Below are 20,864 nucleotides of genomic sequence, written 5' to 3'. Positions count from 1 at the left end.
CCCCGCGTTCCCAGGCCGCGTCGCCGGTCGGCTGTCCGCCCCGCGACCCACCAGCCGCCTGCTCTCTGTTGGGGGCTGCGTTATCCGTTGCGCGCTCGTCGAGCGAGTGTCGCCGGTTTTCCGGAACGATGACCGTATGCGTAAATTACTGACCATCTTCGTGGGACTCTTGATCGTGATACCTACTGTTGCCGCGGCTCGGCCCGACGCCGCGCGGCCGGCGCGGCCCGTGACCGTGATGACGTACAACATCCACCACGGCGCCGGCATCGACGGCGTCCTCGACCTCGAGCGGATCGCCAAGCTGATCGAGCAGTCCGACGCCGACGTGATCGGGCTGCAGGAGGTCGACCGGCACTGGGACGTGCGGAGCAACTGGGTCGACCAGCCGGACTGGTTCGCGAAGCGGCTCAAGATGCACTACGGGTACGCCGCCAACCTCGACCTCCCGCCGGTGAACCCGGGCGAGCCGCGGCGCCAGTACGGTACGGCGATCCTGTCGAAGTACCCGATCAAGGACTTCACCAACACCCTGCTGCCGCTCTACCCGACCGGTGAGCAGCGCGGGCTGGCGGTTGCGACGGTCAAGGTCCGCGGCGCGGAACTGCGGTTCGCGAACACGCACCTGACCAGCAACAACAACGCCGAGCGGCTGGAGCAGGCGCAGAAGGTGGTCGAGCTGCTCGGTACGTCGAAGAAGCCGACGCTGCTGGTCGGCGACCTGAACGCGACGCCGGAAAAGCCGGAGATCAAGACGCTGACCGCCGTACTGAACGACACCTGGACCGAGGTCGGAGTCGGCCCGGGCTACACGATCGAGGCCGGCAACCCGACCAAGCGGATCGACTTCCAGCTGCACAGTCCCCAGCTGGTGCCGACGAAGGCCTCAGTGCCGGTCACCCCAGCCTCCGACCACCTCCCGGTCCTAGCCTCCTTCACTCTCCACTAACCCGCCCTGCACTACGGCGCCCTTCGGTTTCGGCCGGATGGGCGCCGTTTTCGTGCTCCCGGCGGCGGTCCGGCTACCGGCTGTGTGAAATTACAAGCTTGTAGTTTGTCAAGTCGACACGCAGGTGAAACAAAGTTACTTGTGTGAAAGCTGTTCCCACTGGGGCTACAGGCAACTAGTGTCACGTATGAGGTCCAAGAGGACCAAAAGTTCACGAACCCTGGGGAAGGGGTTCGTGACTGTCGGAAGGAACGACCTGATGCGGACCCCCTCGCGGGCCACGTCCGGCGGACGGGTCGCGGGCACTGGGAAGACCGGTAGGGCGCTGCTCTCCGGGGTGCTCGTGGTCTGTTTGGCCGGCTCGATGGCTGTCATCCCGATCCAGGCCGACGCCGCCAAGCCGAAGCCGCCCGTGATTCCATCCCAAGCCGCGGTCGAGAAGGCCAAGCAGGCCGCCGCCGCGAAGGCCGGCCAGGTGGCCGGGATCGAGCAGCAGCTCGCTGCAGCCAGCGCGCGGCTCGAGCAATTGGGCGTCGCGTCCGGGATTGCGGACGAGGCCTACAACGGCGCCGTCTACAAGTTGCAGCTGGCCAAGACCGAGGCGGCCGCCGCGGCGGCCCGGGCGGCCAAGGCGCAGAAGACTCTGACGGCCCAGCGACAGCAGATCGGCCGGTTCGCCGCGGCGTCGTACCAGGGTGGTGGTGATGTCGCGAAGATCGCGCCGCTGTTCACCGCCGAGGGTCCGCAGGAGCTGCTCGACTCGGCCGGCGCGGCGCGCTCGGTGTCGACCGCGATGCAAGGGTCGTATCTCCGGTACACGGCGAGTCAGGTCGTGACGAATCTGTTCAAGGTGCAGGCCGGCCAGGCCGTCGCCAAGGTGAAGAAGGCGACCGACGAGGCCGCCGCGGCGAAGAAGGCGGCCGAGGCCGCGGAGGCTGCGCAGGCCTCGGCGGTGACCGCGATGGGCGTCCAGCGCAAGCAGGCGATCGCCCAGCTCGCCGTCCTGCAGAACACGTCGATCCAGGTGGCCGCCCAGCGGCAGCGGGGACTCGAAGAGCTTGCGCGCCAGCGAGCCGCCGCTCTCGCCGCGAAGAAGGCCGCCGAACTGCGCCGCAAGATCGCCGCCCGGGAGGCCGCCGAGCGGGCCCGGGAAGCGGCCGAGCAGGCGCGGGAAGCGGCCGAGAAGGCGCGGGAGGAACGCGAGGAGCGGGCGGAGGCGAAGAAGAACCACGGCACGAAGAAGCCGCCGAAGCACAAGCCGGACCGGCCCCGCCGGCCCAGTCGGCCCGACAACCCCGGCAGCTCCCGCAAGGGCGCGCAGGCGGCGATCGACTTCGCGCTCTCGCAGCTCGGCGACATGTACCTGTGGGGCGGGACCGGGCCGTCGCGGTGGGACTGCTCCGGACTGATGATGGGTGCCTGGGAGCGGGCCGGCGTCCAGTTGCCGCATTACAGCGTCGCGCAGTACGAGCAGGTCCGGCACATCGACGAGGACGAGTTGCGGCCCGGCGACCTGATCTTCTGGTCGGTCAACCCCGACGATCCCGGCACCATCCACCACGTCGCGATGTACCTCGGCGACGGGCGGATGATCCACGCACCGCGGACCGGCAAGCCGGTGCAGATCGACAGCGTCTACTACTGGGAGCCGCCGGACTTCTTCGGCCGCCCGTGACCAGTTGTCCCCGGCAACGATGGTTGCCGGGGACGCCAACCTCTAGACCAGCCGGTGTCCGCCGTCGGCGTGCAGGACGGTGCCAGTGATGAATCCATTGCGCAGCAGGGCGATGATCGCGTCCGCGATGTCCTTCGTCCGCCCGATCCGACCGGCCGGGAGGCGCGCGGCCATTGCGGCGAGGGTCTCCGCGGTCGCGTCACCGGCGACGTACTCCCAGATCGGCGTGTCCACCCAGCCTGGCGACACCACGTTGACGCGGATCGGTGCCAGCTCGACCGCCAGCGCCGAGGCGAGTGAGGCGAGTCCGCCGTTGAGCGCCGCGACCACCGCTGCCCTCGGCCCGGGGCGGTACGCCGCGATGCCCGAGGTGAACACGATCGAGCCGCCCGTTTCGAGCAGCGGCGTGCCGTGCTTGGCAAGCAGCAACGGCCCCAGTAGCTTGGAGTCGACCGCGGACCGCGCCGAGTTCACGTCGTACTCGCTGATCAGTTGGTAGGCGCCGCTGATGTCGGCGGCGGTGGTGACGATGTGGCTGACCGTGCCGGTGGTCTTGAAGAGCCGCTCGACGTCCTGCTCGACACCGATGTCCATGGCAACGGTCCGTACGCCGAGCTCCCGGCGTACTGCGTCGAGTTTGCCGGCGGAGCGACCGGCGACGGTCACTTCGGAGCCCTGGGCAACCAGTTCCGCGGCGAGCGCGCGGCCCATCCCGGAGCTGCCACCGACGACCACGACGTGTTCTGTTGACTGCACACTTTCTCCTTCGAATAGTTGGTTCGAGCCAACCACCGCAGGTGTCAGTCCGCCACGACTTGTTGCCTAACCGCCGTTAGGCCAGGGCTAACGGTCATCGACCGGAGTACCGGGTTGTGCGAGTCGGTGCGCCAGATGGCGGCGTACTTCGCGACCAATGGACGACCCGTGATCGGCCGCCAGACGACGTCCGGGGTCGCGGCGCGGCATGATCCGAGACTGATCGCGCCGCGGCGGACGCGCAGGGCCGAGTGGAGCTGGGAGTGGCTCATGCTGATGTCACTGAGCCGGATCTGGTCGCCGAGTCGCTTCAGTGCGTCGTCGTAGAACTCCGGGGCCGCGGCGCGCTGGATCCAGATCAGCTCCAGCCCGGCCAGATCGTCGAGGGTCAGCTCGGTCCGTTCCGCGAGCGGGTGTGTCGCCGCCAGCAGTACGCCGAGCTCCTCGTCGGCCAGGTGTTCCGAAGTGGTTGCTACGGGCAACGTCAGTGGTGTGCGAACCAGGCCGAGGTCGATCTCGCCGCTGCTGAGCATCCGGACCTGGTCGACAGTGGTGCCGGCCGCCAAGGTCACCGTGCTGCTCGGGTAACGATCGGCGGCGAGCTGTTCGAGGGCCGCCGGCAACCATCCGGGGACGCCGTTGAGCAGCCCGAGCCGGAGTACCGGTTCGTCCAGCCCGGCCGCCCGGCGCGTGTCCTTCAGCGCCAGGCCGGCCGCCTGGATCGTCTCGCGGGCCCGGGCCAGGAAGACCTGCCCCGCGGGCGTGAGCTCGACACCCCGGCTGTGCCGGATCAGCAGGGTGGTGCCGACCTCACGTTCGAGCTGCTTGATCTGCTGGCTCAGCGTTGGCGTAGAGATGTACAGCCGCTCCGCGGCCCGGCCGAAATGCAGTTCCTCCGCAACCCCCACGAAGTACCGCATCTGCCGAAGCTCCACCCACCAACCCTAATCCCCACCCCTGCCAATCGCCCCGGTCCACCACCTCGCGAAACCGGATTGGGGAGGAGCTCTGCTCGATTCAGGGGGAGAGGTCCTCCCCGGAGCGGGTCGGTCAGGGGGTGGCGATGAGGCGGCCGAGGTTGGCTCGGGCGTCGAGGGTTCGGTGCAGGTCGACGACCTGGGCCAGTGGGAGGGTGGCGTGGACGGCCGGGCGGAGGTCGCCGGACTGCCAGCGACGGGTGACCTCGGCGATGTCGGCGCGGGCACCGTCCGGGTTGGCCAGGCGCCAGCCCATCACCGAGACGCCGGTGACCGACCGGAGGCCGAACAGGCTGCTGGCGGGAATCGACGGGAGGGCACCGCTGATACCGCCGTACGTGATCATCGTGCCGAGCGGTTTGATCAGCTCGAGGCTCTGGTCGAAGACCGTTCCGCCGACAGCGTCCAGGGCGGTGTTCACGCCGTCGGGTGCGAACTTGCGGACCTGTGCCGGCCATTCGGGGTCGGTCAGGTCGACGGCCTCAGCGCCGAGCGAGCGGATGAAATCCAGGCGCGCCGCGGACGACGCCGTACCGATGATCGTCGCCGGGCCGAACGACCGGGCCAACTGGACGGCGAGGTGGCCGATGGTGCCGGCCGCGGACTGGATCAGTACGGCGCCACCGACCGGGATGCGGCCGGCTTCCAGCAGGCGCAGGGCGAGCGGCGCCGTCATCGACATCATCGTGGCTTCGCCCGCGTCGGCGTGGTCGGGGATCGGTGCGATGAAGTCCGTGTCGAGGACGGCGTACTCGGCGAACGCGTCCTCGGACAGGCCGGCCACGCGATCGCCGACAGCCAGGCCGGAGGAGGCGTCCGGACCGAGCGCGGTGATGCGGCCGACGACATCACCGGTGAGCCGGGCGGGCAGCGGTCGGTCCCAAGGAGTGTTGCCGCGGCGGAGGACGGCGTCGATGGCGTTGGAGCCGATGGCCTCGACCTCGACCAGGACCTGACCGGCGGCGGGCTCGGGTACGGCGACCTCCTCGAGCCGCAGGACCTCGGGGCCGCCGTACTCGTGGTAGCGCACTGCGCGCATGGGTTGTCTCCAAATCGTGGGAGTCGTAAATAATGGGAAACTCCCACGATAACGCCGGACGCGACCGCTGCCAATAGAGTTGTCCGGGTGAAGAAGTCGCCGACGCATCGTCTGGCCGACCGGGTGCTGTGGGCGCTCGGCCGGTCGAGCCAGCAGGCGCAGCGCCTGGTCCGGCAGCACATGACGGAGGCCGGCGTACGGACGTTGCACTACCACGTGCTCGCGAGCCTGGCCGACGACGGCGAGGGTGCTCAGGCGACGCTGGCCGACCGGATCGGGTTCGACCGCAGCGATCTCGTCACGCTGCTCGACGAGCTGGAAGAGCTCAAGTACGTCGAACGCCGGGTGGATCCCGCGGACCGGCGCCGGAAGATCGTGGCGATCACGCCCGCGGGGGACAAGCAACTGCTCGCGATGGACGAGCTGATCGCGGCCGCCGAGACGGAGCTACTGGAGCCACTCAGTGCCAACGAGCGGAAGACCCTGCTCGGACTGCTTCGTCGGCTCACCGCCGACTGAACCGCCGGCGCCGCGAATCCGGGCCAGCGGGACGGGTCAGTGGGCTTCGGTCTTCAGGCGCTGGAAGGAAGCGGTGATCTCGGCCTCGGCGTCGGCCCGGCCGGCCCAGGTGGCGCCTTCGACCGACTTGCCGGGCTCGAGGTCCTTGTAGACCTCGAAGAAGTGCTGGATCTCCAGCCGGTCGAACTCGGGCACGTGATGGATGTCGCGCAGGTGCTCCTGGCGCGGGTCGCCGGCCGGGACGCAGAGGACCTTGTCGTCCGGCCCCTTCTCATCGGTCATCCGGAACATGCCGATCGCGCGCGCCTTGATCAGGCAGCCGGGGAACGTCGGCTCGGGCAGCAGCACCAGCGCGTCCAGCGGGTCGCCGTCCTGGCCGAGAGTCTCCTCGATGAACCCGTAGTCGGCCGGATACTGGGTGGCCGTGAAGAGGGTCCGGTCCAGCCGGAGCCGGCCCGTCTTGTGGTCCAGCTCGTACTTGTTGCGCGTGCCCTTGGGGATCTCGATGAAGACGTCGAACTCCATACGGCAGATACTGTCACGGTTCGGACCGACCAATTGACAGGAGCAGCCAGGTGCCCCGTCCTCCCCGTGCGGTGTTCGTCACGCTGCTCGCCTCAGCGCTCTGCGTGAGCCTGGCGGGCGGAGCGGACGCCGTACCCGGATCTGTCCAGGCAGCACAGCAGGCGCCGGCCGTGCTGGCACCAGCCAAGGCCGAGGGCGTCGCACCGACCGCCGCCGGCGTCCAGAAGGTGCTGGCACCGATCCTCAGGGACCCGGCGCTAGGCAAGCACCGTGGGATCTACGTGTACGACGCCTCCCGCGGCAAGGCGGTGTACTCGGCGGGCACGGCGACGCCGTACATCCCGGCGTCGACGATGAAGCTGCTGACGACGGTTTCCGCGCTGGAGACCCTCGGACCGGACCACAGGTTCAGCACGAAGGTCGTCAGTGGAGCCGGTAGCTCCCTGATCCTGGTCGGCGGCGGTGACCCGCTGCTGGCCACCAAGCGGTCCAGTGACCCGACCGACTTCCCGGTCCGCGCGTCCCTCCAGGACCTGGCGGCCGGCACAGCGAAGGCACTCAAGGCGCAAGGCATCCGGAGCGTCACCCTCGGGTACGACGCCTCACTCTTCACCGGGCTTGCGGCCAACGCGAACTGGGAGCCGAACTACATCACCGAAGGCATCGCCGCCCGGACGTCCGCGCTGTGGGTGAACGAGGGCCGGCTGTCCCCGGGGATGGCGAAGCGGGCCGACTCCCCGTCGCAGGCGGCGGCCACTGCCTTCGCCGCGCAGTTGCGGGCGGCCGGCATCAAGGTGGCGCCGGCCCTCAAGGCGGCCGTCGCTCCCGCTGCGGCCAAGACCGTCGCAGAGGTGCAGTCGCCGACGGTCGGCCAGATCGTCGAGTACGTGAACCTGCACAGTGACAACGACGGAGCCGAGGTGCTGCTGCGGCAGGTCGGACTGGCCACCAAGAACGGTGGCTCGTACGCCGGTGGCGTCAAGGGCGTACGGGCGACACTGACCAAGCTCGGACTGGATGTCAGCGAGGCCCGGATCCTCGACGGCAGCGGGCTGTCTCGGGGCAACCACGTGCCGCTGGACCTGCTGGCCGGTGCGATCCGGGCCGCGGTCTCCACCGAGCACCCGGAGCTGCGGCACCTGCTGACCGGGCTGCCGGTCGCAGGATTCACCGGAAGCCTCGAAGAGCGCTTCACCGGAGCCGGTACTGCCGGCGGGACCGGACTGGTCCGTGCGAAGACCGGCACGCTGACCGGGGTCCATAGCCTGGCCGGCCTGGTCCGCGACCGCACCGGCACCCTGCTCGTGTTCGCGGTGGCCACCGACAGTGTTGCGGTGCCCAAGACCCTCGACGCGCGGGCTGCGCTCGACCGGGCGGCTGCTGCGCTGGCCAACTGCGGCTGTGCCGTCTGAGGGCCGTCTGAGGGCGGTCTGAGCCGGACCGATCAGCAGACGCATGTTGGGACATGCGACTAGGGTCAGAAACATGAGTACGGCGGAAGGTGAGACCGCGGCCGAGATGGTCGACTGGCAGCTGGCAACGGGAGTGGCTCGCAAGCTGCTGCGGCCCGGACCGGCGGTCAGCCGCGCGGAGGCGGATCAGGTGGTGGCCGAGCTGCGGCAGTTCGCGGCCGACTCCGAGCACCACGTCCGGGAGTTCACCAAGCTGGAAGCGACCTCAGCGACCGCGCCGGTGGTGATCGTGGACCGGCCCGGCTGGGTGCAGGCGAACGCGGACGGCTTCCGGACCGTGCTGCAGCCACTGGCCGACAAGCTGCGCGAGAAGGCCGAGCGGACCGGTGGGTTGTCCTCCGCGGTCGGCTCTCGGGTGACCGCGATCGAGGCCGGCGCGCTGCTGGCCTTCCTTTCGTCCCGCGTGCTCGGGCAGTTCGACCCGTTCTACCCGTCCGAGCCGGATCCGGACCGGCCGGGTCTGACCGGCCGGTTGCTGCTGGTCGCGCCGAACGTCATGCACGTGGAGTCCGAGCTGGGCGTCGTACCGCGGGACTTCAGGTTGTGGGTGTGCCTGCACGAGGAGACGCACCGGGTGCAGTTCACTGCGGTCCCGTGGCTGCGGGACCACCTGCGGTCGGAGATCGCGTTGTTCCTCGACCAGGCCGAGCTGGACGCGTCGGCGTACGCCGCGATGTTCCGCGAGGCCGTGCAGCGGCTGGGCCGATCGGTCCGCGGTGAGGCCGAGCTGAGCCTGGTCGACCTGATGCAGTCGCCGGAGCAGCGTGCGGTGCTGGATCGGCTGACCGCGGTCATGTCCCTGCTCGAGGGCCACGCCGACTTCGTGATGGACGGCGTCGGGCCGTCGGTGATCCCGACCGTGGACGCCATCCGCTCCAAGTTCACGTCGCGCCGGCAGAGCGGCAACCCGGTGGACCAGTTGCTGAAGCGGCTGCTCGGCCTGGACGCCAAGCTGCGGCAGTACAAGGACGGCGCCGCGTTCGTACGCCGCGTGGTCGAGCAGGTCGGGATGGACGGGTTCAACCGGGTCTGGACCGGGCCGAACACGCTGCCGACCAAGCACGAGATCGCGAATCCGGATGCCTGGGTCAGCCGGCTCCACGGCTGAGCCACCGGGCGGATCGGCTGCCGACGACCTGGTCGAGCGCCGGAGAGGGAAGCTGCACCCCGCCGTCGCACGCACCCGGGAGGCAGTGCGAACCATGCTGGCGGAGCTGCCCAAGGGCACGACCGTTCTGGTCGCCTGCTCCGGCGGTACGGACTCGCTGGCCTTGGCGGCCGCGACCGCCTTCGAGGCTCCGAAGCTGGAGCTCCGTGCTGGTGCAGTCATCGTCGACCACGGGCTCCAGGCCGACTCCGCCCACGTTGCGGAGACCGCCGCCACACAGTGCCGGACCCTCGGGCTCGACCCGGTCCACGTGCGTCCGGTAGAGGTCGGCGCCGATGGCGGTCCAGAGGCCGCTGCCCGGTCGGCCCGGTACGACGCTCTTCGTGACGCGGCTGACGAATCCGGGGCGGACGTCGTACTGCTGGCTCACACGCGGGACGACCAGGCCGAGACTGTTCTCTTGGGGCTGGGTCGCGGCTCGGGTGCTCGGTCGCTCGCGGGCATGGCTCCGGTCGCCGGACTGCTCAGAAGGCCGTTCCTGGAGGTTCCTCGAGCCACCACGGCTGCCGCGTGCATCGCGTCGGGGCTCCGGCCGTGGCACGACCCGCACAACGACGATCCGCAGTACACCCGGGTCCGCGTGCGGCACGAGGTCCTGCCGGTCCTCGAGGAGGCGCTGGGGCCTGGTGTGGTCGAAGCGCTCGCCCGTACGGCGGGGTTGCTCCGGGCGGACGCGGATGCGTTGGACGTGCTCGCGGCGGACCTCGCGGAGACCGCACTGCGGCGTACCGACGACGAAGTGGTGTGCGACATCGGGATGCTCGAGGACGAGCCGGCGGCGATCCGGACCAGGGCCCTGCGTCAGGCGGCGCTGGAAGCGGGCTGCCGGGCCACGGACCTCACCGCGGCGCACATCGCTGCCGTCGACGCGCTGGTGACCGCGTGGCGTGGACAGCGGTGGATCGATCTGCCACAAGGGGTCCGGGCGGTCCGTAGGGGCGGATTCATTGTGTTGGGCGAAGGTGTGACAGGCTGACTGCGTGGATGCCGCGGACATCGAGAAGGACCTGAGCAAGGTCCACTACACCGAGGACCAGATCCTGGCGAAGCTGCGCGAGCTCGCGGCGCGGATCGAGCAGGACTACGAGGGCAAGGACCTTCTGATGGTCGGCGTCCTGCGGGGCGCGGTGATGGTGATGGCCGACCTGGCCCGGTCGTTCAGCCGGCATGTGGAGATGGACTGGATGGCCATCTCGTCGTACGGCTCGGGCACCAAGTCGTCCGGGGTGGTCCGGATCCAGAAGGACCTGGACACCGACATCACCAACCGGCACGTGCTGATCGTCGAGGACATCATCGACACCGGACTGACGCTGAGCTGGCTGGTCAGTAACCTGGAGTCACGGAAACCGGCCTCGCTGGAGCTGTGCACGGCGTTCGTGAAGCCGGACGCGGCCAAGATGCGGGTCCCGGTCAAGTACGTCGGCCTGGAGCTCCCGGACGAGTTTGTGGTCGGTTATGGCCTGGACTACGCGGAGAAGTACCGGAACCTGCGTTGCGTGGCGACGCTTGCCCCGCACGTCTACTCCTGATCCATCCTTCGGGGCAGACTTGGTGACAGCCTGTACAACGGGGTCACGCCGTCTTGGTGACCCTCGTTATGTGTTGTCTTGTGCGACACGAGACACTTGGACTGGTGTTACCGTCTCAAGCCCGCATACCCGGGCCTGCCGAGCTAGGAGGGACGGGGCGTAGGCCTCGATCATGGACGTGAAGCGTATCTTCCGCGGACCCCTGTTCTGGATCGTCGTCGCCTTCTTGGGCGTACTGGTGATCGGACAGCTCCTGACCGGCTCGACCGGGTACAAGACCGAGCCCACCGGCCAGGTGGTCCAGCTGATCCAGCAGGCCAAGTCCTCGTCCGACAAGTCGATCAAGTCGGTGACTCTGATCGACCCCGACCAGGAGATCCGGGTCGAGAAGACCGACGGGACCAAGGTCCGGGCGCACTGGGTCGACGGCCAGGCCAACACCCTCGGCAACGACCTGCAGAGCCTGTTCCAGGACGGCAAGATCGAGCGGTACGACGTCGAGAACCCCAAGCCGAGCTTCATCGGCCAGGTGTTCTCCACGCTGATCCCGTTCCTGCTGATCGCGGTCGTGTTCATCTTCTTGATGAACTCGATGCAGGGCGGCGGCTCGCGGGTGATGAGCTTCGCGAAGTCGAAGGCCAAGCTGATCACCAAGGACACCCCGAAGACGACGTTCGCGGACGTGGCCGGTTGCGACGAGGCGATCGAGGAACTCGGCGAGATCAAGGAGTTCCTGCAGGAACCAGGAAAGTTCCAGGCGGTCGGGGCGAAGATCCCGAAGGGCGTGCTGCTGTACGGCCAGCCCGGTACCGGTAAGACCCTGCTGGCCCGTGCGGTCGCCGGTGAGGCCGGCGTGCCGTTCTACTCGATCTCCGGTTCGGACTTCGTCGAGATGTTCGTCGGTGTCGGCGCCTCCCGGGTCCGCGACCTGTTCGAGCAGGCCAAGACGAACGCCCCGGCGATCGTGTTCATCGACGAGATCGACGCCGTCGGCCGGCACCGTGGTGCGGGCCTCGGCGGTGGTCACGACGAGCGCGAGCAGACGCTGAACCAGTTGCTGGTCGAGATGGACGGCTTCGACGTCCGCGGCGGTGTGATCCTGATCGCGGCCACCAACCGGCCCGACGTGCTCGACCCGGCGCTGCTGCGGCCGGGCCGCTTCGACCGGCAGATCGCCGTCGACGCGCCGGATCTGCCGGGTCGCGAGCAGATCCTGAGGGTGCACGCACGTGGCAAGCCGATGGCGCCGGATGTGGACCTGACGGCGGTCGCCCGTCGTACGCCGGGCTTCACCGGTGCGGACCTGGCCAACGTGCTGAACGAGGCCGCCTTGCTCACCGCCCGGAACAACCAGCAGGTGATCGACAACCGTGGTCTGGACGAGGCGATCGACCGTGTCATCGCCGGTCCGCAGCGCCGCAGCCGGCTGATGTCGGACAAGGAGAAGGTGCTGACGGCGTACCACGAGGGCGGACACGCCCTGGTCGCCGCCGCGCTGCCGCACTCCGACCCGGTGCAGAAGGTGACGATCCTGCCGCGTGGCCGGGCGCTCGGCTACACCATGGTGATGCCGGACGAGGACAAGTACTCGACCACCCGGTCCGAGATGCTGGACAAGCTGGCCTACATGCTCGGTGGCCGTGCGGCCGAGGAGATGGTCTTCCACGACCCGACCACCGGCGCCAGCAACGACATCGAGAAGGCGACCGCACTGGCTCGCGCGATGGTCACGCAGTACGGCATGACCGAGCGGCTCGGCGCGATCAAGTTCGGCCAGGACAGCGGTGAGCCGTTCCTGGGCCGCGACCTGGGCAGCCAGCGCAACTACTCCGAGGAGATCGCCGCGGCGGTCGACGAGGAGGTCGGCAAGCTGATCCTGAACGCACACCAGGAGGCGTTCGACATCCTGGTCGAGAACCGCGCGGTGCTGGACCACCTGGTCGAGGAGCTGCTGGAGAAGGAGACGCTCGACAAGCACGAGATCGCCCGGGTCTTCGCGCCGGTGCAGAAGCGCGAGCGGCGGCCGGCCTGGACGGGTTCGTCCACCCGGGTGCCGTCGGACCAGCCGCCGGTGATGCCGGTGCCGACCCGCGGCGAGCAGAACGGCTCGCTGTCGGACGTCCTGCCGGGCGGTGCGGTCGGCCCGGACGAGGCCGTCAAGCCGCCGACCTACGGCAGCGGCCCGACCCCGCCGTCGCCGAAGGACTGAGCTGAAGTCAGCAGAGCCGCCACCCATCCGGGTGGCGGCTCTGCTGCTGTCTAAGGTGGCTGAATGACGTCACCGAAGTTCGACCACGCACGGGCCGAGCGGGCCGTCCGGGAGTTGCTGATCGCGATCGGCGAGGATCCGGACCGCGAAGGCCTGCTGGATACTCCGGCCCGGGTGGCGCGCTCGTACGCCGAGATCACCGGCGGACTCGGTCAGCGGGCCGAGGACGTGCTCACGACGACCTTCGACATCGGCCACGACGAGATGGTCCTGGTGAAGGGCATCGAGGTCTGGAGCCTGTGTGAGCACCACCTGGTCCCGTTCACCGGAGTGGCCCACGTCGGCTACATCCCGAGCCGCGACGGCCGGATCACCGGGCTGTCCAAGCTGGCCCGTCTGGTCGATGTCTACGCCAAGCGCCCGCAGGTCCAGGAGCGGCTGACCACGCAGGTCGCCGACTCGCTGGTCGAACTGCTCGAGCCGCGGGGCGTGATCGTGGTGATCGAGTGCGAGCACCTGTGCATGACCATGCGCGGCGTCCGCAAACCGGGCGCCAAGACCATCACGTCGGCCGTCCGCGGCCAACTCCGCAACCCGGTCACCCGAGCCGAGGCCATGAGCCTGATCGTCGGCTGACTCCACTCCACTGGCTCCTGCGCCGCCTCCCACCGGTTGCCGGTCCGAGGTCACGGCCGGGACTGCGGTGCGCGTCGAACGGTGGTGTACAGACCGACAGGTAGTGCACCTGCGATACGCCGTACACAGAACGCACGCACGCTCCACTGCACTACCTGCCGGCCCGACACCTCCTGTCCAACTGCACGCCGCCACCCCAACCGAAGCCAATCCGCACATCAGACAGGACGGCCGGATTTCCCCGGTGGCGGTGGCGCGCAAGCACCGGCGGCGCGGACACCATCTGGTGGCCTCGGACAGGAAATAACGTGTCCGCGGTCCCCACAGCCTGTCCGCGCGCCCGCCATCCGGGCGGCCGTAGCTTTCGCGGGCGGTGGTTCGTTGGAGATTGGAAGCCGATATCTGTGGACATTCTGTCGCTGAACGTTTACTTTCCGTAGTGGCGTTCGGTCGACGAGGACCGGATGCCGGCGTGAGGAGGAGAAGGATGTCGGGGCGTTTCCGGGTCGGCGCCGCACTCGCCGGTGCCGTCGTACTGACGGCCGCCGGGCTGGTCGCGGCGAACTGGGCCACCGCGGACTCGGAGCCGTCGGGGGTGAAGCCCGGAGAGTTGACCGCCAAGTCTCCGCTGGTCGCCGACACTGTCGAGACCGAGCTCGGGTCGCGGGCAGTCGGCAGCTACTACGACGAGGCCGGTGAGCTGGTCGTCGCCGTGTCCGATCTCGCCACCGCTGACCTGGTCCGAGCGGCGGGTGCGATCCCCCGGCTGGTCCGCTTCACCGCTGATCAGCTGAACGCGGTCCAGTCCGAGCTGAACCGGCTGGCCAGCGGCTCCGGCGCCGGCAAGGTCCGGTCCTGGTACGTCGATCCCCTCTCGGGCACCGTGGTCGTCACCGTCCCCCGAGGCGCGCGCGACCTGATCACCCAGCGCTTCGTCGACCGCGCCAAGGCGAACGGCGACCGCGTGACGATCCGGTCCGCGCCCGGCCGGGTGACCACCACCGCGGACGACTTCGGCCTGCGCGGCGGCCTCCAGGTGGACAAGAACACCGGGTACGTCTGCTCCCTCGGCTTCAACGCCCGCACCACCAAGGGCACCCGGATCTTCCTCACCGCGGGCCACTGCACCGCCGGCAAGCCGTCGTTCTCCCGGAACGGCTACGTGCTCGGCAACACCCGCACGTCGAGCTTCCCGGGCAACGACTTCGGCAGCGTCGGCGTGATCGAGGGCTGGGACCAGCAGGGGTACGTCGATGGCTGGGGCGCCGGCAACGTCTCGGTCAAGGGGATCGCCAACGCGACCGTCGGATCCACGCTGTGCAAGTCGGGCAAGAGCACCGGCTGGACCTGCGGCCGGATCGTCGCGCGCAACGTGACGGTCAACTACGGCAGCAACAGGATCGTCAAGGGTCTGTTCCAGCACACCGCGTGCGTCGAGGCCGGCGACTCCGGCGGGGCCAACATGACCGGCAACTACGCGCAGGGCATCACCAGCGGTGCGGCCCTGATCAACGGCCAGTGCCTGGAGAAGACCGGTCAGACCAACGAGTCGTACTCGCAACCGATCGGCGAGGCCCTGCAGGCGACCCAGTCGCGCCTCGTGCTGAGCTGAGGCGGCTGATGCCCGGCTGGTTCCGCGGCTGGGGGTGACGGCCACTACGGTGGTCTGGTGAGTGACGGTTTGCGGGTGCACGTCGACGGGCTGCCGGTCCTGGACCGGTGTCTCGTGATGGGTGTTGTCAACGTGACCCCGGACTCCTTTTCCGACGGCGGCGAGTGGTTCGAGCCGGCCGCGGCGATCAAGCACGGCCGGGAGTTGCTGGCCGACGGCGCCGATCTGCTCGACGTCGGCGGCGAGTCGACCCGGCCGGGCGCCGAGCGGCCCGCGCCCGAGGAGGAGATCCGCCGGGTGCTGCCGGTGATCGAGGCGCTCGCAGCCGACGGTGCGCTGATCTCGGTCGACACCATGCGGGCCGGCGTCGCCGCCCTCGCCCTCGACGCGGGCGCGGTGATGATCAACGACGTGTCCGGCGGCCAGGCCGATCCGGACATGCTTCCCCTGGTGGCGGAGCGTCGTACGCCGTATGTCTGTATGCATTGGCGTGGGCACTCGATCGACATGCAGAACAGGGCGGAGTACGACGATGTGGTCGCCGAGGTGATTGCGGAGCTCGGTCAACGCGTCGACGCGATCCGGTCCGCCGGCGTGGATCTGGGCAGGGTCGCACTGGATCCCGGTCTCGGGTTCGCGAAGAACGCGGACCACAACTGGGAAGTTCTTCGCCGATTACGGGAATTCGGCGTACTGGGCCGGCCGTTGCTCATCGGTGCGTCCCGGAAGGCGTTCCTCGGTAGGCTGCTCGCCGACGAGCAGACCGGTGAACCCAGACCGGCCGTACGACGAGACGATGCGAGCGCGGCTGTATCCGCCCTGGCCGCCGCCGCGGGAGCCTGGTGTGTCCGGGCCCACGCGGTGGCGCCGAGCGCGGACGCGGTCCGGGTGGCGAAGAGATGGGGAACGGTATGACGGACGGACCGGGCGGTCCGCGCCGGAGCGCAGGAGGAGACGGTGCGCGCGGTGCGACGGTGGAGGACGTCGTGCTGAACGCGAACACCGCGTTCTACAACGCGTTCGAGGCCGGCGACCTGGATCTGATGGCGGCGGTCTGGCTGCCGGATCCCGATCCGGTCTGCATCCATCCCGGCAACGCGGCGATCTCGGGGTACGCCGAAATGATGCGCGCCTGGGCGATGATCTTCGCCAATACGCCGTACATCCAGTTCTTTCTGACCGATGTCCAGGTCCGGGTGGATGAAGACGTGGCCTACGTCACGTGTACGGAGAATGTCCTGTCGTCCGGTGAGGGCGCCCCGGAGGAAGGGTTCGCGGGCGGTAAGGCGCTGGCCACGAACGTCTTTCGCAAAACTTCCTCCGGCTGGCGGTTGTGGATCCACCATGCCTCACCGGTACTGTCGTCGTCTGGGGGCCGACAGGAGGAGGCGGAATGAGCGGTCCCGCGTCGTCCTTGCCTGACGTGATCGAGATCCGTGGCATCCGAGGTTTCGGGCGCCACGGGGTGTTCGAGCACGAGCGGGCCGACGGGCAGGAGTTCGTCGTGGACGTCCGGCTGGAGCTGGACACCCGGCCGGCCGCGGCTTCCGATGACCTGGCCGACACCGTGAACTACGGGGTGGTGGCCGAGCGGGTGCACCACGCGATCGAAACCGATCCGGTGGACCTGATCGAGACCCTCGCCCAGCGCATCGCGGATCTGTGCCTCGCCGACCGGCGGGTGACAGCGACCGCGGTGACCATCCACAAACCCTCGGCGCCGATCACGGTGCCGTTCGACGACGTTGTCCTGACCGTGCAGCGCAGAGCCGGAGAATCCTCGTGACTGAGACCCCAAGTCCCCACGTCATCGACGCGGACACCCTGAGCGGTGGCCTCAAGCCGATCCGCCAGGTGATCCTGTCGCTCGGGAGCAATCTCGGCGACCGTGAGGCGAACCTGCAGGGCGCGGTCGATGCGCTGCGGGACACCCCGGACGTCGTGGTGGTCGAGGTCTCCCCGGTCTACGAGACCCAGCCGATCGGCGGGCCCGACGAGTCCGGCCCGTACCTCAACGTCGTACTGCTGGCCGACAGCACCCTGGCCGTGGACCTGTTGCTCGACCGCGCGCACGCGATCGAGCAGGCGTTCGGCCGGGAGCGCAGCGTGCCGGGTGCACCACGGACCCTGGACGTCGACCTGATCACGTACGGCACCAAGGAGATCGAGTCCGAGGAGCTGACCATCCCGCACCCGCGGGCGCACGAGCGCGCGTTCGTCCTGGCGCCGTGGCTCGACATCGAGCGGGACGCGGTGCTGCCCGGGCGCGGCTCGGTCGCCGAACTGCTCGCGAAGGTCGGCACCGAGGGCGTGACCAAGCTCGACATCGAGCTCCAGTAGTGGCATCCGGCGGTCCAGAGCCCAACCAGGCGCCCGGCAAAGAGCCGCCGCGCCCGGGCTCGGTCCGGCCGACCTCACGCGGGTTGCTGATCGCGATCGCGGTCCTCGGGGCGGCGATCGGCGTGACCATGGTCAAGGCGATCGAGTCCGGCGGCGGGGTCGCGCCCGCGGTCTCCTGGCTGACTCTGATCGCCTGGACGTTCCTGGCCGCCCTACTGTTCATGGCGGCGCGCAACACCCACCAGCGGATCCAGGTCCGGCGCGAACGGATCGAGCCGTCGCGGGCGGTGTTCCTGCTGCTGCTCGCGAAGGCGAGCGCTTTCGTCGGCGCGTTGTGCACCGGGGTTTACGCAGGGTTCGCGTTAAGCTTCCTCGACGCGGTGAGTGCTTCGGGGCCGCGCAACCGAGTGATCATGGCCGGTGCCGCGGCGGTGGTCTCAGTGCTGGTCGTCACGGCCGGATTGTTGCTCGAACGCGCGTGTCGTATTCCCGAGGACCCGGACGAGACCCCCTAACATGTCGGTCCATGGGGTCAAGGGGTAGCCGCCGTCGAACCAGGACCACAGTTCTCACCGTTGCCAACGGTCTGCTGATCGTTGTCTGTCTGAGTGTGAGTATCGCGCTCTTCTCCCAGAATGCCTGGATTCTCCGGGCTGCCGCCGCGGGCGCCGTCGTGATCGCGATCGCCGCCTCGGTGCTGTTCCGCCATCAGTTGCTGGTCGAGCGGCTGGCCCATTCCGACGAACGCGCCCAGGTGGCGCAGGAGTACTCCCGGATCACCAGCGCGCGGGTGGTCGAGAACGCCGAGTTCGTCGACCTGATGCAGCGCCGGCTCGACAAGATCGACCAGCGCCTGGACAAGATCGACCAGGAGGTCGCCACGGTCGTTGCCGCCGGCGACAAACACTCCCAGGCCGACGCCCCCACCGTCGTCGACCTCAAACTCCGGGGCCTGGCCGCTTCCTGAGACAGACCTCTCGGCTCATACTTCGGTGTGGGGAGGGATGGCTATGGGGCTGGATGCGAACTATCCGGCGGTGACGATGAACGATCCGAACGGGCACGTCACGGTCTTCAACGAGGATCATCTGCCGATCGGGCAGTTGGGTCCGCCGCCGTTCGAGTCGGCGTCGGTGAATGTGACGTGCCGGCGGAAGGCGTGGGAGGACGAGGACTGGTACCGGCTGCTGAGTGCGGAGGGCTGGCCGTTCCCGGCGACGGAGGCGTACGTCGCCGCCAGCGAGACGCACGAGCTGAATCCCGGGCAGCCCTATCCGATCCCGCAGTGCGCGTCGGGTTGCCCGATCAAGATCGGGCAGGCGGCGGGTGCTGGGGCGTTGGCGATCGGTGCGGTCGCCGCCGCGGCGGCCTGGCGGCGTCGGCGGAGGGCGCCGGGGATCGCCTGACCGACCGGGTGGTGGACCGGGAGGAGCCGGGAGTCGGTGATCCCGCGTAGGTTCTGGGTGTGGATCTCGCTGAACTGCTGAAGGTTGCCGAAGCTGCTGTTGATCGCGGGCGGGCGGTGACCGACTCCCGGGCGCCTGGGGTGCTCACGTCCAAGGGTGATCGGGACATGGCGTCCGAGGTGGACTTCGCGGTGGAGCGGGAGGTGCGTGCGTTCCTCGAGCGGGAGACGCCGGAGATCGGCGTACTCGGCGAGGAGGAGGGTGGCGCGACGGACGGGACCCGATGGGTGCTCGATCCGATCGACGGGACGGTGAACTTCATCCACGGCGTACCGCTGTGGGGGATCTCGCTCGGGCTGATCCACGAGGGACGGGCGGTGGCGGGCGTGATCGACCATCCCGCGCTCGGGACCCGGTACGCCGCGGCCGAGGGCCACGGTGCGACCTGCAACGGAAAGCCCATCCGGGGCAGCGAGTGCGCGGACCTGAGTGACGCGTTGGTTGCCGTGGGCGACTATGCGGTCGGGCCGGACGCCGATCGGGTGAACGCCGAGCGGCTCGCGCTGACACAGCTCCTGTATCCGCGAGCCCAGCGGATCCGGATGATCGGTACGGCGGCCACCGCGCTGACCTGGACCGCGGCCGGCCACTTCGACGCGACGATCATGTTCTCCAACAAACCCTGGGACACCATGGCCGGAGTCGCCATCTGCCGCGAGGCGGGCGTCGTCGTACTCGACCTCGACGGCTCGCACCACGCCCCCGAATCCCGCGGCACCTTCGCCGTCTCCGCAGCCCTCGCCGACCCGCTGCTCGACCTGATCGCTCAGTCCGTCGGCTGACCTACTTGTCGATGTCGCCGACCACGAAGAACATGCTGCCGAGGATGGCGATCATGTCCGGGATCACGGTGCCCGGGAGCAGCGCGGGCAGGGCGGAGATGTTGTTGAAGCTGGCCGAGCGCAGCTTGAGCCGCCACGGTGTCTTGTCGCCGCGGGACACCAGGTAGTAGCCGTTGATGCCGAGCGGGCTCTCGGTCCAGGCGTACGTCTGGCCCTCCGGCACCTTCAGGATCTTCGGCAGCCGCACGTTGACCGGGCCGGCCGGCAGAGACGACAGCTTGTCGACGCACGCGTCGACGAGGTCCAGCGACACCTTCACCTGTTCCAGCAGGACCGAGAACCGCGCGAAGCAGTCGCCCTCCGGCCGGGTGACGACCCGGAGTACGCCGTCCCGCAGGAGTTCGTCGTACCCGAGGTAGGGCTCGTCGCGGCGGAGGTCGGCGTCGACGCCGGAGGCGCGGGCGATCGGGCCGGAGACGCCGTACTGCGCGATCAGCTCGGGCGCGAGCTTGCCGACGCCCACGGTGCGGGCGCGGAAGATCTCGTTGCCGAGGATGATGTCCTCGATGTCGGGCAGCCGCTTGCGGACCGCGACCGAGGCAGCCGACGCGCGGCCGAGCCAGCCGTACGGGAGGTCCTCCTTCAGGCCGCCGACGCGGTTGAACATGTAGTGCATCCGGCCGCCGGACAGCTCCTCCATCACCGCCTGCAGCGTCTCCCGCTCGCGGAACGCGTAGAAGACCGGGGTGATCGCGCCGAGCTCGAGCGGGTACGAGCCGAGGAACATCAGGTGGTTCAGGATCCGGTTCAGCTCGGCCAGCAGGGTGCGCAGCCAGACCGCGCGGACCGGCACCTCGAGACCCATCATCCGCTCGACTGCGAATACGACGCCGAGTTCGTTGGCGAACGCGGACAGCCAGTCGTGCCGGTTCGCCAGCACGATGATCTGCCGGTAGTCGCGCACCTCGAACAGCTTCTCCGCGCCGCGGTGCATGTAGCCGATGATCGGCTCGCAGCCGACGATCCGCTCGCCGTCGAGGGTCAGCCGCAGCCGCAGTACGCCGTGCGTCGCGGGGTGCTGCGGTCCGATGTTGAGCACCATGTCGGTGGTCGCCAGCTCCGAGCCGCTCCCGGTCCCACCCCGCTCGTACGCAGGGTCGAATCCAGCCGCTCCAGCGCCGATTCCCACGACTCGTTCCGTACTCAT

General features: G+C 69.1%; 23 protein-coding genes. 18 read left to right on the top strand and 5 right to left on the bottom strand.

The window, feature by feature from the left end; translation table 11 throughout:
- Positions 1–136: 136 nt before the first annotated feature.
- A complete protein-coding gene (locus AB0I34_RS26690) occupies positions 137–949 on the top strand; it encodes an endonuclease/exonuclease/phosphatase family protein (protein ID WP_360449906.1) in 813 nt (270 codons plus the stop codon).
- Positions 950–1,208: 259 nt separating this feature from the next.
- Positions 1,209–2,624 (top strand): C40 family peptidase, encoded by a 1,416-nt coding sequence (locus AB0I34_RS26685; RefSeq protein WP_360449904.1) that lies wholly within the window; start codon positions 1,209–1,211, stop codon positions 2,622–2,624.
- Between the two features lie 42 nt (positions 2,625–2,666).
- Here AB0I34_RS26685 and AB0I34_RS26680 read toward each other — a convergent pair whose 3' ends face one another.
- The 3 genes from AB0I34_RS26680 to AB0I34_RS26670 all read right to left on the bottom strand — a co-directional run bounded on the left by AB0I34_RS26680 (position 2,667) and on the right by AB0I34_RS26670 (position 5,396).
- On the bottom strand, positions 2,667–3,380 hold the full coding sequence (locus AB0I34_RS26680; protein ID WP_360449901.1) for an SDR family oxidoreductase: 714 nt from the start codon (positions 3,378–3,380) through the stop codon (positions 2,667–2,669).
- A 44-nt stretch (positions 3,381–3,424) separates the two neighbouring features.
- Positions 3,425–4,315, bottom strand: coding sequence for a LysR family transcriptional regulator (locus AB0I34_RS26675; RefSeq protein WP_360449899.1), 891 nt, complete (start codon positions 4,313–4,315; stop codon positions 3,425–3,427).
- Positions 4,316–4,430: 115 nt separating this feature from the next.
- Positions 4,431–5,396 carry a zinc-binding dehydrogenase gene (locus AB0I34_RS26670; protein ID WP_360449897.1) on the bottom strand — a complete coding sequence of 322 codons (966 nt, stop codon included), beginning with the start codon at positions 5,394–5,396 and terminating at the stop codon, positions 4,431–4,433.
- A gap of 87 nt (positions 5,397–5,483) precedes the next feature.
- Here AB0I34_RS26670 and AB0I34_RS26665 point away from each other — a divergent pair, with 87 nt between their 5' ends.
- A complete protein-coding gene (locus AB0I34_RS26665) occupies positions 5,484–5,915 on the top strand; it encodes a MarR family transcriptional regulator (protein ID WP_360449895.1) in 432 nt (143 codons plus the stop codon).
- A gap of 36 nt (positions 5,916–5,951) precedes the next feature.
- Here AB0I34_RS26665 and AB0I34_RS26660 read toward each other — a convergent pair whose 3' ends face one another.
- The gene (locus AB0I34_RS26660; protein WP_360449893.1) at positions 5,952–6,440 is read right to left on the bottom strand and encodes an inorganic diphosphatase; all 489 of its coding nucleotides are present in this window, start codon (positions 6,438–6,440) and stop codon (positions 5,952–5,954) included.
- A gap of 50 nt (positions 6,441–6,490) precedes the next feature.
- Between AB0I34_RS26660 and dacB the strand changes: the two genes are divergently transcribed.
- The 15 genes from dacB to AB0I34_RS26585 all read left to right on the top strand — a co-directional run bounded on the left by dacB (position 6,491) and on the right by AB0I34_RS26585 (position 19,657).
- On the top strand, positions 6,491–7,852 hold the full coding sequence (gene dacB, locus AB0I34_RS26655; protein ID WP_360449890.1) for a D-alanyl-D-alanine carboxypeptidase/D-alanyl-D-alanine-endopeptidase: 1,362 nt from the start codon (positions 6,491–6,493) through the stop codon (positions 7,850–7,852).
- Positions 7,853–7,925: 73 nt separating this feature from the next.
- Positions 7,926–9,020, top strand: coding sequence for a zinc-dependent metalloprotease (locus AB0I34_RS26650; RefSeq protein WP_360449888.1), 1,095 nt, complete (start codon positions 7,926–7,928; stop codon positions 9,018–9,020).
- Positions 8,992–10,056 carry a tRNA lysidine(34) synthetase TilS gene (gene tilS / locus AB0I34_RS26645; RefSeq protein ID WP_360449885.1) on the top strand — a complete coding sequence of 355 codons (1,065 nt, stop codon included), beginning with the start codon at positions 8,992–8,994 and terminating at the stop codon, positions 10,054–10,056. Before AB0I34_RS26650 ends, tilS begins: the two co-directional genes overlap by 29 nt.
- Positions 10,057–10,060: 4 nt before the next feature.
- A complete protein-coding gene (hpt, locus tag AB0I34_RS26640) occupies positions 10,061–10,612 on the top strand; it encodes a hypoxanthine phosphoribosyltransferase (protein ID WP_360449883.1) in 552 nt (183 codons plus the stop codon).
- Between the two features lie 172 nt (positions 10,613–10,784).
- Positions 10,785–12,821 carry an ATP-dependent zinc metalloprotease FtsH gene (ftsH, locus tag AB0I34_RS26635; RefSeq protein ID WP_360449880.1) on the top strand — a complete coding sequence of 679 codons (2,037 nt, stop codon included), beginning with the start codon at positions 10,785–10,787 and terminating at the stop codon, positions 12,819–12,821.
- Between the two features lie 63 nt (positions 12,822–12,884).
- Positions 12,885–13,457 (top strand): GTP cyclohydrolase I FolE, encoded by a 573-nt coding sequence (gene folE, locus AB0I34_RS26630; RefSeq protein ID WP_131359978.1) that lies wholly within the window; start codon positions 12,885–12,887, stop codon positions 13,455–13,457.
- Positions 13,458–13,944: 487 nt separating this feature from the next.
- Positions 13,945–15,069: a S1 family peptidase gene (locus AB0I34_RS26625; protein WP_360449878.1), complete on the top strand. Its 1,125-nt coding sequence runs from the start codon at positions 13,945–13,947 to the stop codon at positions 15,067–15,069.
- A 117-nt stretch (positions 15,070–15,186) separates the two neighbouring features.
- Positions 15,187–15,984 (top strand): dihydropteroate synthase, encoded by a 798-nt coding sequence (gene folP / locus AB0I34_RS26620; RefSeq protein ID WP_131513139.1) that lies wholly within the window; start codon positions 15,187–15,189, stop codon positions 15,982–15,984.
- On the top strand, positions 15,981–16,466 hold the full coding sequence (locus AB0I34_RS26615) for a nuclear transport factor 2 family protein (RefSeq protein ID WP_360449875.1): 486 nt from the start codon (positions 15,981–15,983) through the stop codon (positions 16,464–16,466). The genes folP and AB0I34_RS26615 overlap by 4 nt, the downstream gene beginning before the upstream one ends.
- Positions 16,463–16,855, top strand: a complete 393-nt coding sequence (gene folB, locus AB0I34_RS26610) for a dihydroneopterin aldolase (protein WP_360449872.1) — start codon at positions 16,463–16,465, stop codon at positions 16,853–16,855. Before AB0I34_RS26615 ends, folB begins: the two co-directional genes overlap by 4 nt.
- Positions 16,852–17,409 (top strand): 2-amino-4-hydroxy-6-hydroxymethyldihydropteridine diphosphokinase, encoded by a 558-nt coding sequence (gene folK, locus AB0I34_RS26605; RefSeq protein WP_360449870.1) that lies wholly within the window; start codon positions 16,852–16,854, stop codon positions 17,407–17,409. Before folB ends, folK begins: the two co-directional genes overlap by 4 nt.
- Positions 17,409–17,924 carry a DUF3180 domain-containing protein gene (locus tag AB0I34_RS26600; RefSeq protein ID WP_360449867.1) on the top strand — a complete coding sequence of 172 codons (516 nt, stop codon included), beginning with the start codon at positions 17,409–17,411 and terminating at the stop codon, positions 17,922–17,924. The genes folK and AB0I34_RS26600 overlap by 1 nt, the downstream gene beginning before the upstream one ends.
- Before the next feature lie 11 nt (positions 17,925–17,935).
- Complete coding sequence (locus tag AB0I34_RS26595; RefSeq protein WP_360449865.1) at positions 17,936–18,376, top strand: hypothetical protein; 441 nt, start codon at positions 17,936–17,938, stop codon at positions 18,374–18,376.
- 43 nt (positions 18,377–18,419) lie between these two features.
- A complete protein-coding gene (locus tag AB0I34_RS26590; RefSeq protein ID WP_360449863.1) occupies positions 18,420–18,815 on the top strand; it encodes a hypothetical protein in 396 nt (131 codons plus the stop codon).
- A gap of 59 nt (positions 18,816–18,874) precedes the next feature.
- The gene (locus AB0I34_RS26585) at positions 18,875–19,657 is read left to right on the top strand and encodes an inositol monophosphatase family protein (protein ID WP_360449861.1); all 783 of its coding nucleotides are present in this window, start codon (positions 18,875–18,877) and stop codon (positions 19,655–19,657) included.
- Between the two features lies 1 nt (position 19,658).
- On the opposite strand, the gene AB0I34_RS26580 is transcribed toward AB0I34_RS26585, so the two are convergent.
- Positions 19,659–20,864, bottom strand: coding sequence for an NADH-quinone oxidoreductase subunit D (locus tag AB0I34_RS26580; RefSeq protein ID WP_360449858.1), 1,206 nt, complete (start codon positions 20,862–20,864; stop codon positions 19,659–19,661).

Source organism: Kribbella sp. NPDC050281, from assembly GCF_040655855.1.
GTDB lineage: Bacteria > Actinomycetota > Actinomycetes > Propionibacteriales > Kribbellaceae > Kribbella.
This window is presented reverse-complemented; position numbering and strand designations above follow the sequence as displayed.

What these genes read in the sequence shown, in the direction of transcription:
- tilS (WP_360449885.1), top strand. Translation starts at nt 8,992, where the DNA reads ATGCCTGGGTCAGCCGGCTCCACGGCTGAGCCACCGGGCGGATCGGCT.
- AB0I34_RS26670 (WP_360449897.1), bottom strand. Translation starts at nt 5,396, where the DNA reads ATGCGCGCAGTGCGCTACCACGAGTACGGCGGCCCCGAGGTCCTGCGG.
- AB0I34_RS26590 (WP_360449863.1), top strand. Translation starts at nt 18,420, where the DNA reads ATGGGGCTGGATGCGAACTATCCGGCGGTGACGATGAACGATCCGAAC.
- AB0I34_RS26660 (WP_360449893.1), bottom strand. Translation starts at nt 6,440, where the DNA reads ATGGAGTTCGACGTCTTCATCGAGATCCCCAAGGGCACGCGCAACAAG.
- AB0I34_RS26580 (WP_360449858.1), bottom strand. Translation starts at nt 20,864, where the DNA reads ATGAGTACGGAACGAGTCGTGGGAATCGGCGCTGGAGCGGCTGGATTC.
- folP (WP_131513139.1), top strand. Translation starts at nt 15,187, where the DNA reads ATGGGTGTTGTCAACGTGACCCCGGACTCCTTTTCCGACGGCGGCGAG.
- AB0I34_RS26595 (WP_360449865.1), top strand. Translation starts at nt 17,936, where the DNA reads ATGGGGTCAAGGGGTAGCCGCCGTCGAACCAGGACCACAGTTCTCACC.
- AB0I34_RS26685 (WP_360449904.1), top strand. Translation starts at nt 1,209, where the DNA reads ATGCGGACCCCCTCGCGGGCCACGTCCGGCGGACGGGTCGCGGGCACT.
- AB0I34_RS26615 (WP_360449875.1), top strand. Translation starts at nt 15,981, where the DNA reads ATGACGGACGGACCGGGCGGTCCGCGCCGGAGCGCAGGAGGAGACGGT.
- ftsH (WP_360449880.1), top strand. Translation starts at nt 10,785, where the DNA reads ATGGACGTGAAGCGTATCTTCCGCGGACCCCTGTTCTGGATCGTCGTC.
- folE (WP_131359978.1), top strand. Translation starts at nt 12,885, where the DNA reads ATGACGTCACCGAAGTTCGACCACGCACGGGCCGAGCGGGCCGTCCGG.
- folB (WP_360449872.1), top strand. Translation starts at nt 16,463, where the DNA reads ATGAGCGGTCCCGCGTCGTCCTTGCCTGACGTGATCGAGATCCGTGGC.
- AB0I34_RS26650 (WP_360449888.1), top strand. Translation starts at nt 7,926, where the DNA reads ATGAGTACGGCGGAAGGTGAGACCGCGGCCGAGATGGTCGACTGGCAG.
- AB0I34_RS26625 (WP_360449878.1), top strand. Translation starts at nt 13,945, where the DNA reads ATGTCGGGGCGTTTCCGGGTCGGCGCCGCACTCGCCGGTGCCGTCGTA.
- AB0I34_RS26690 (WP_360449906.1), top strand. Translation starts at nt 137, where the DNA reads ATGCGTAAATTACTGACCATCTTCGTGGGACTCTTGATCGTGATACCT.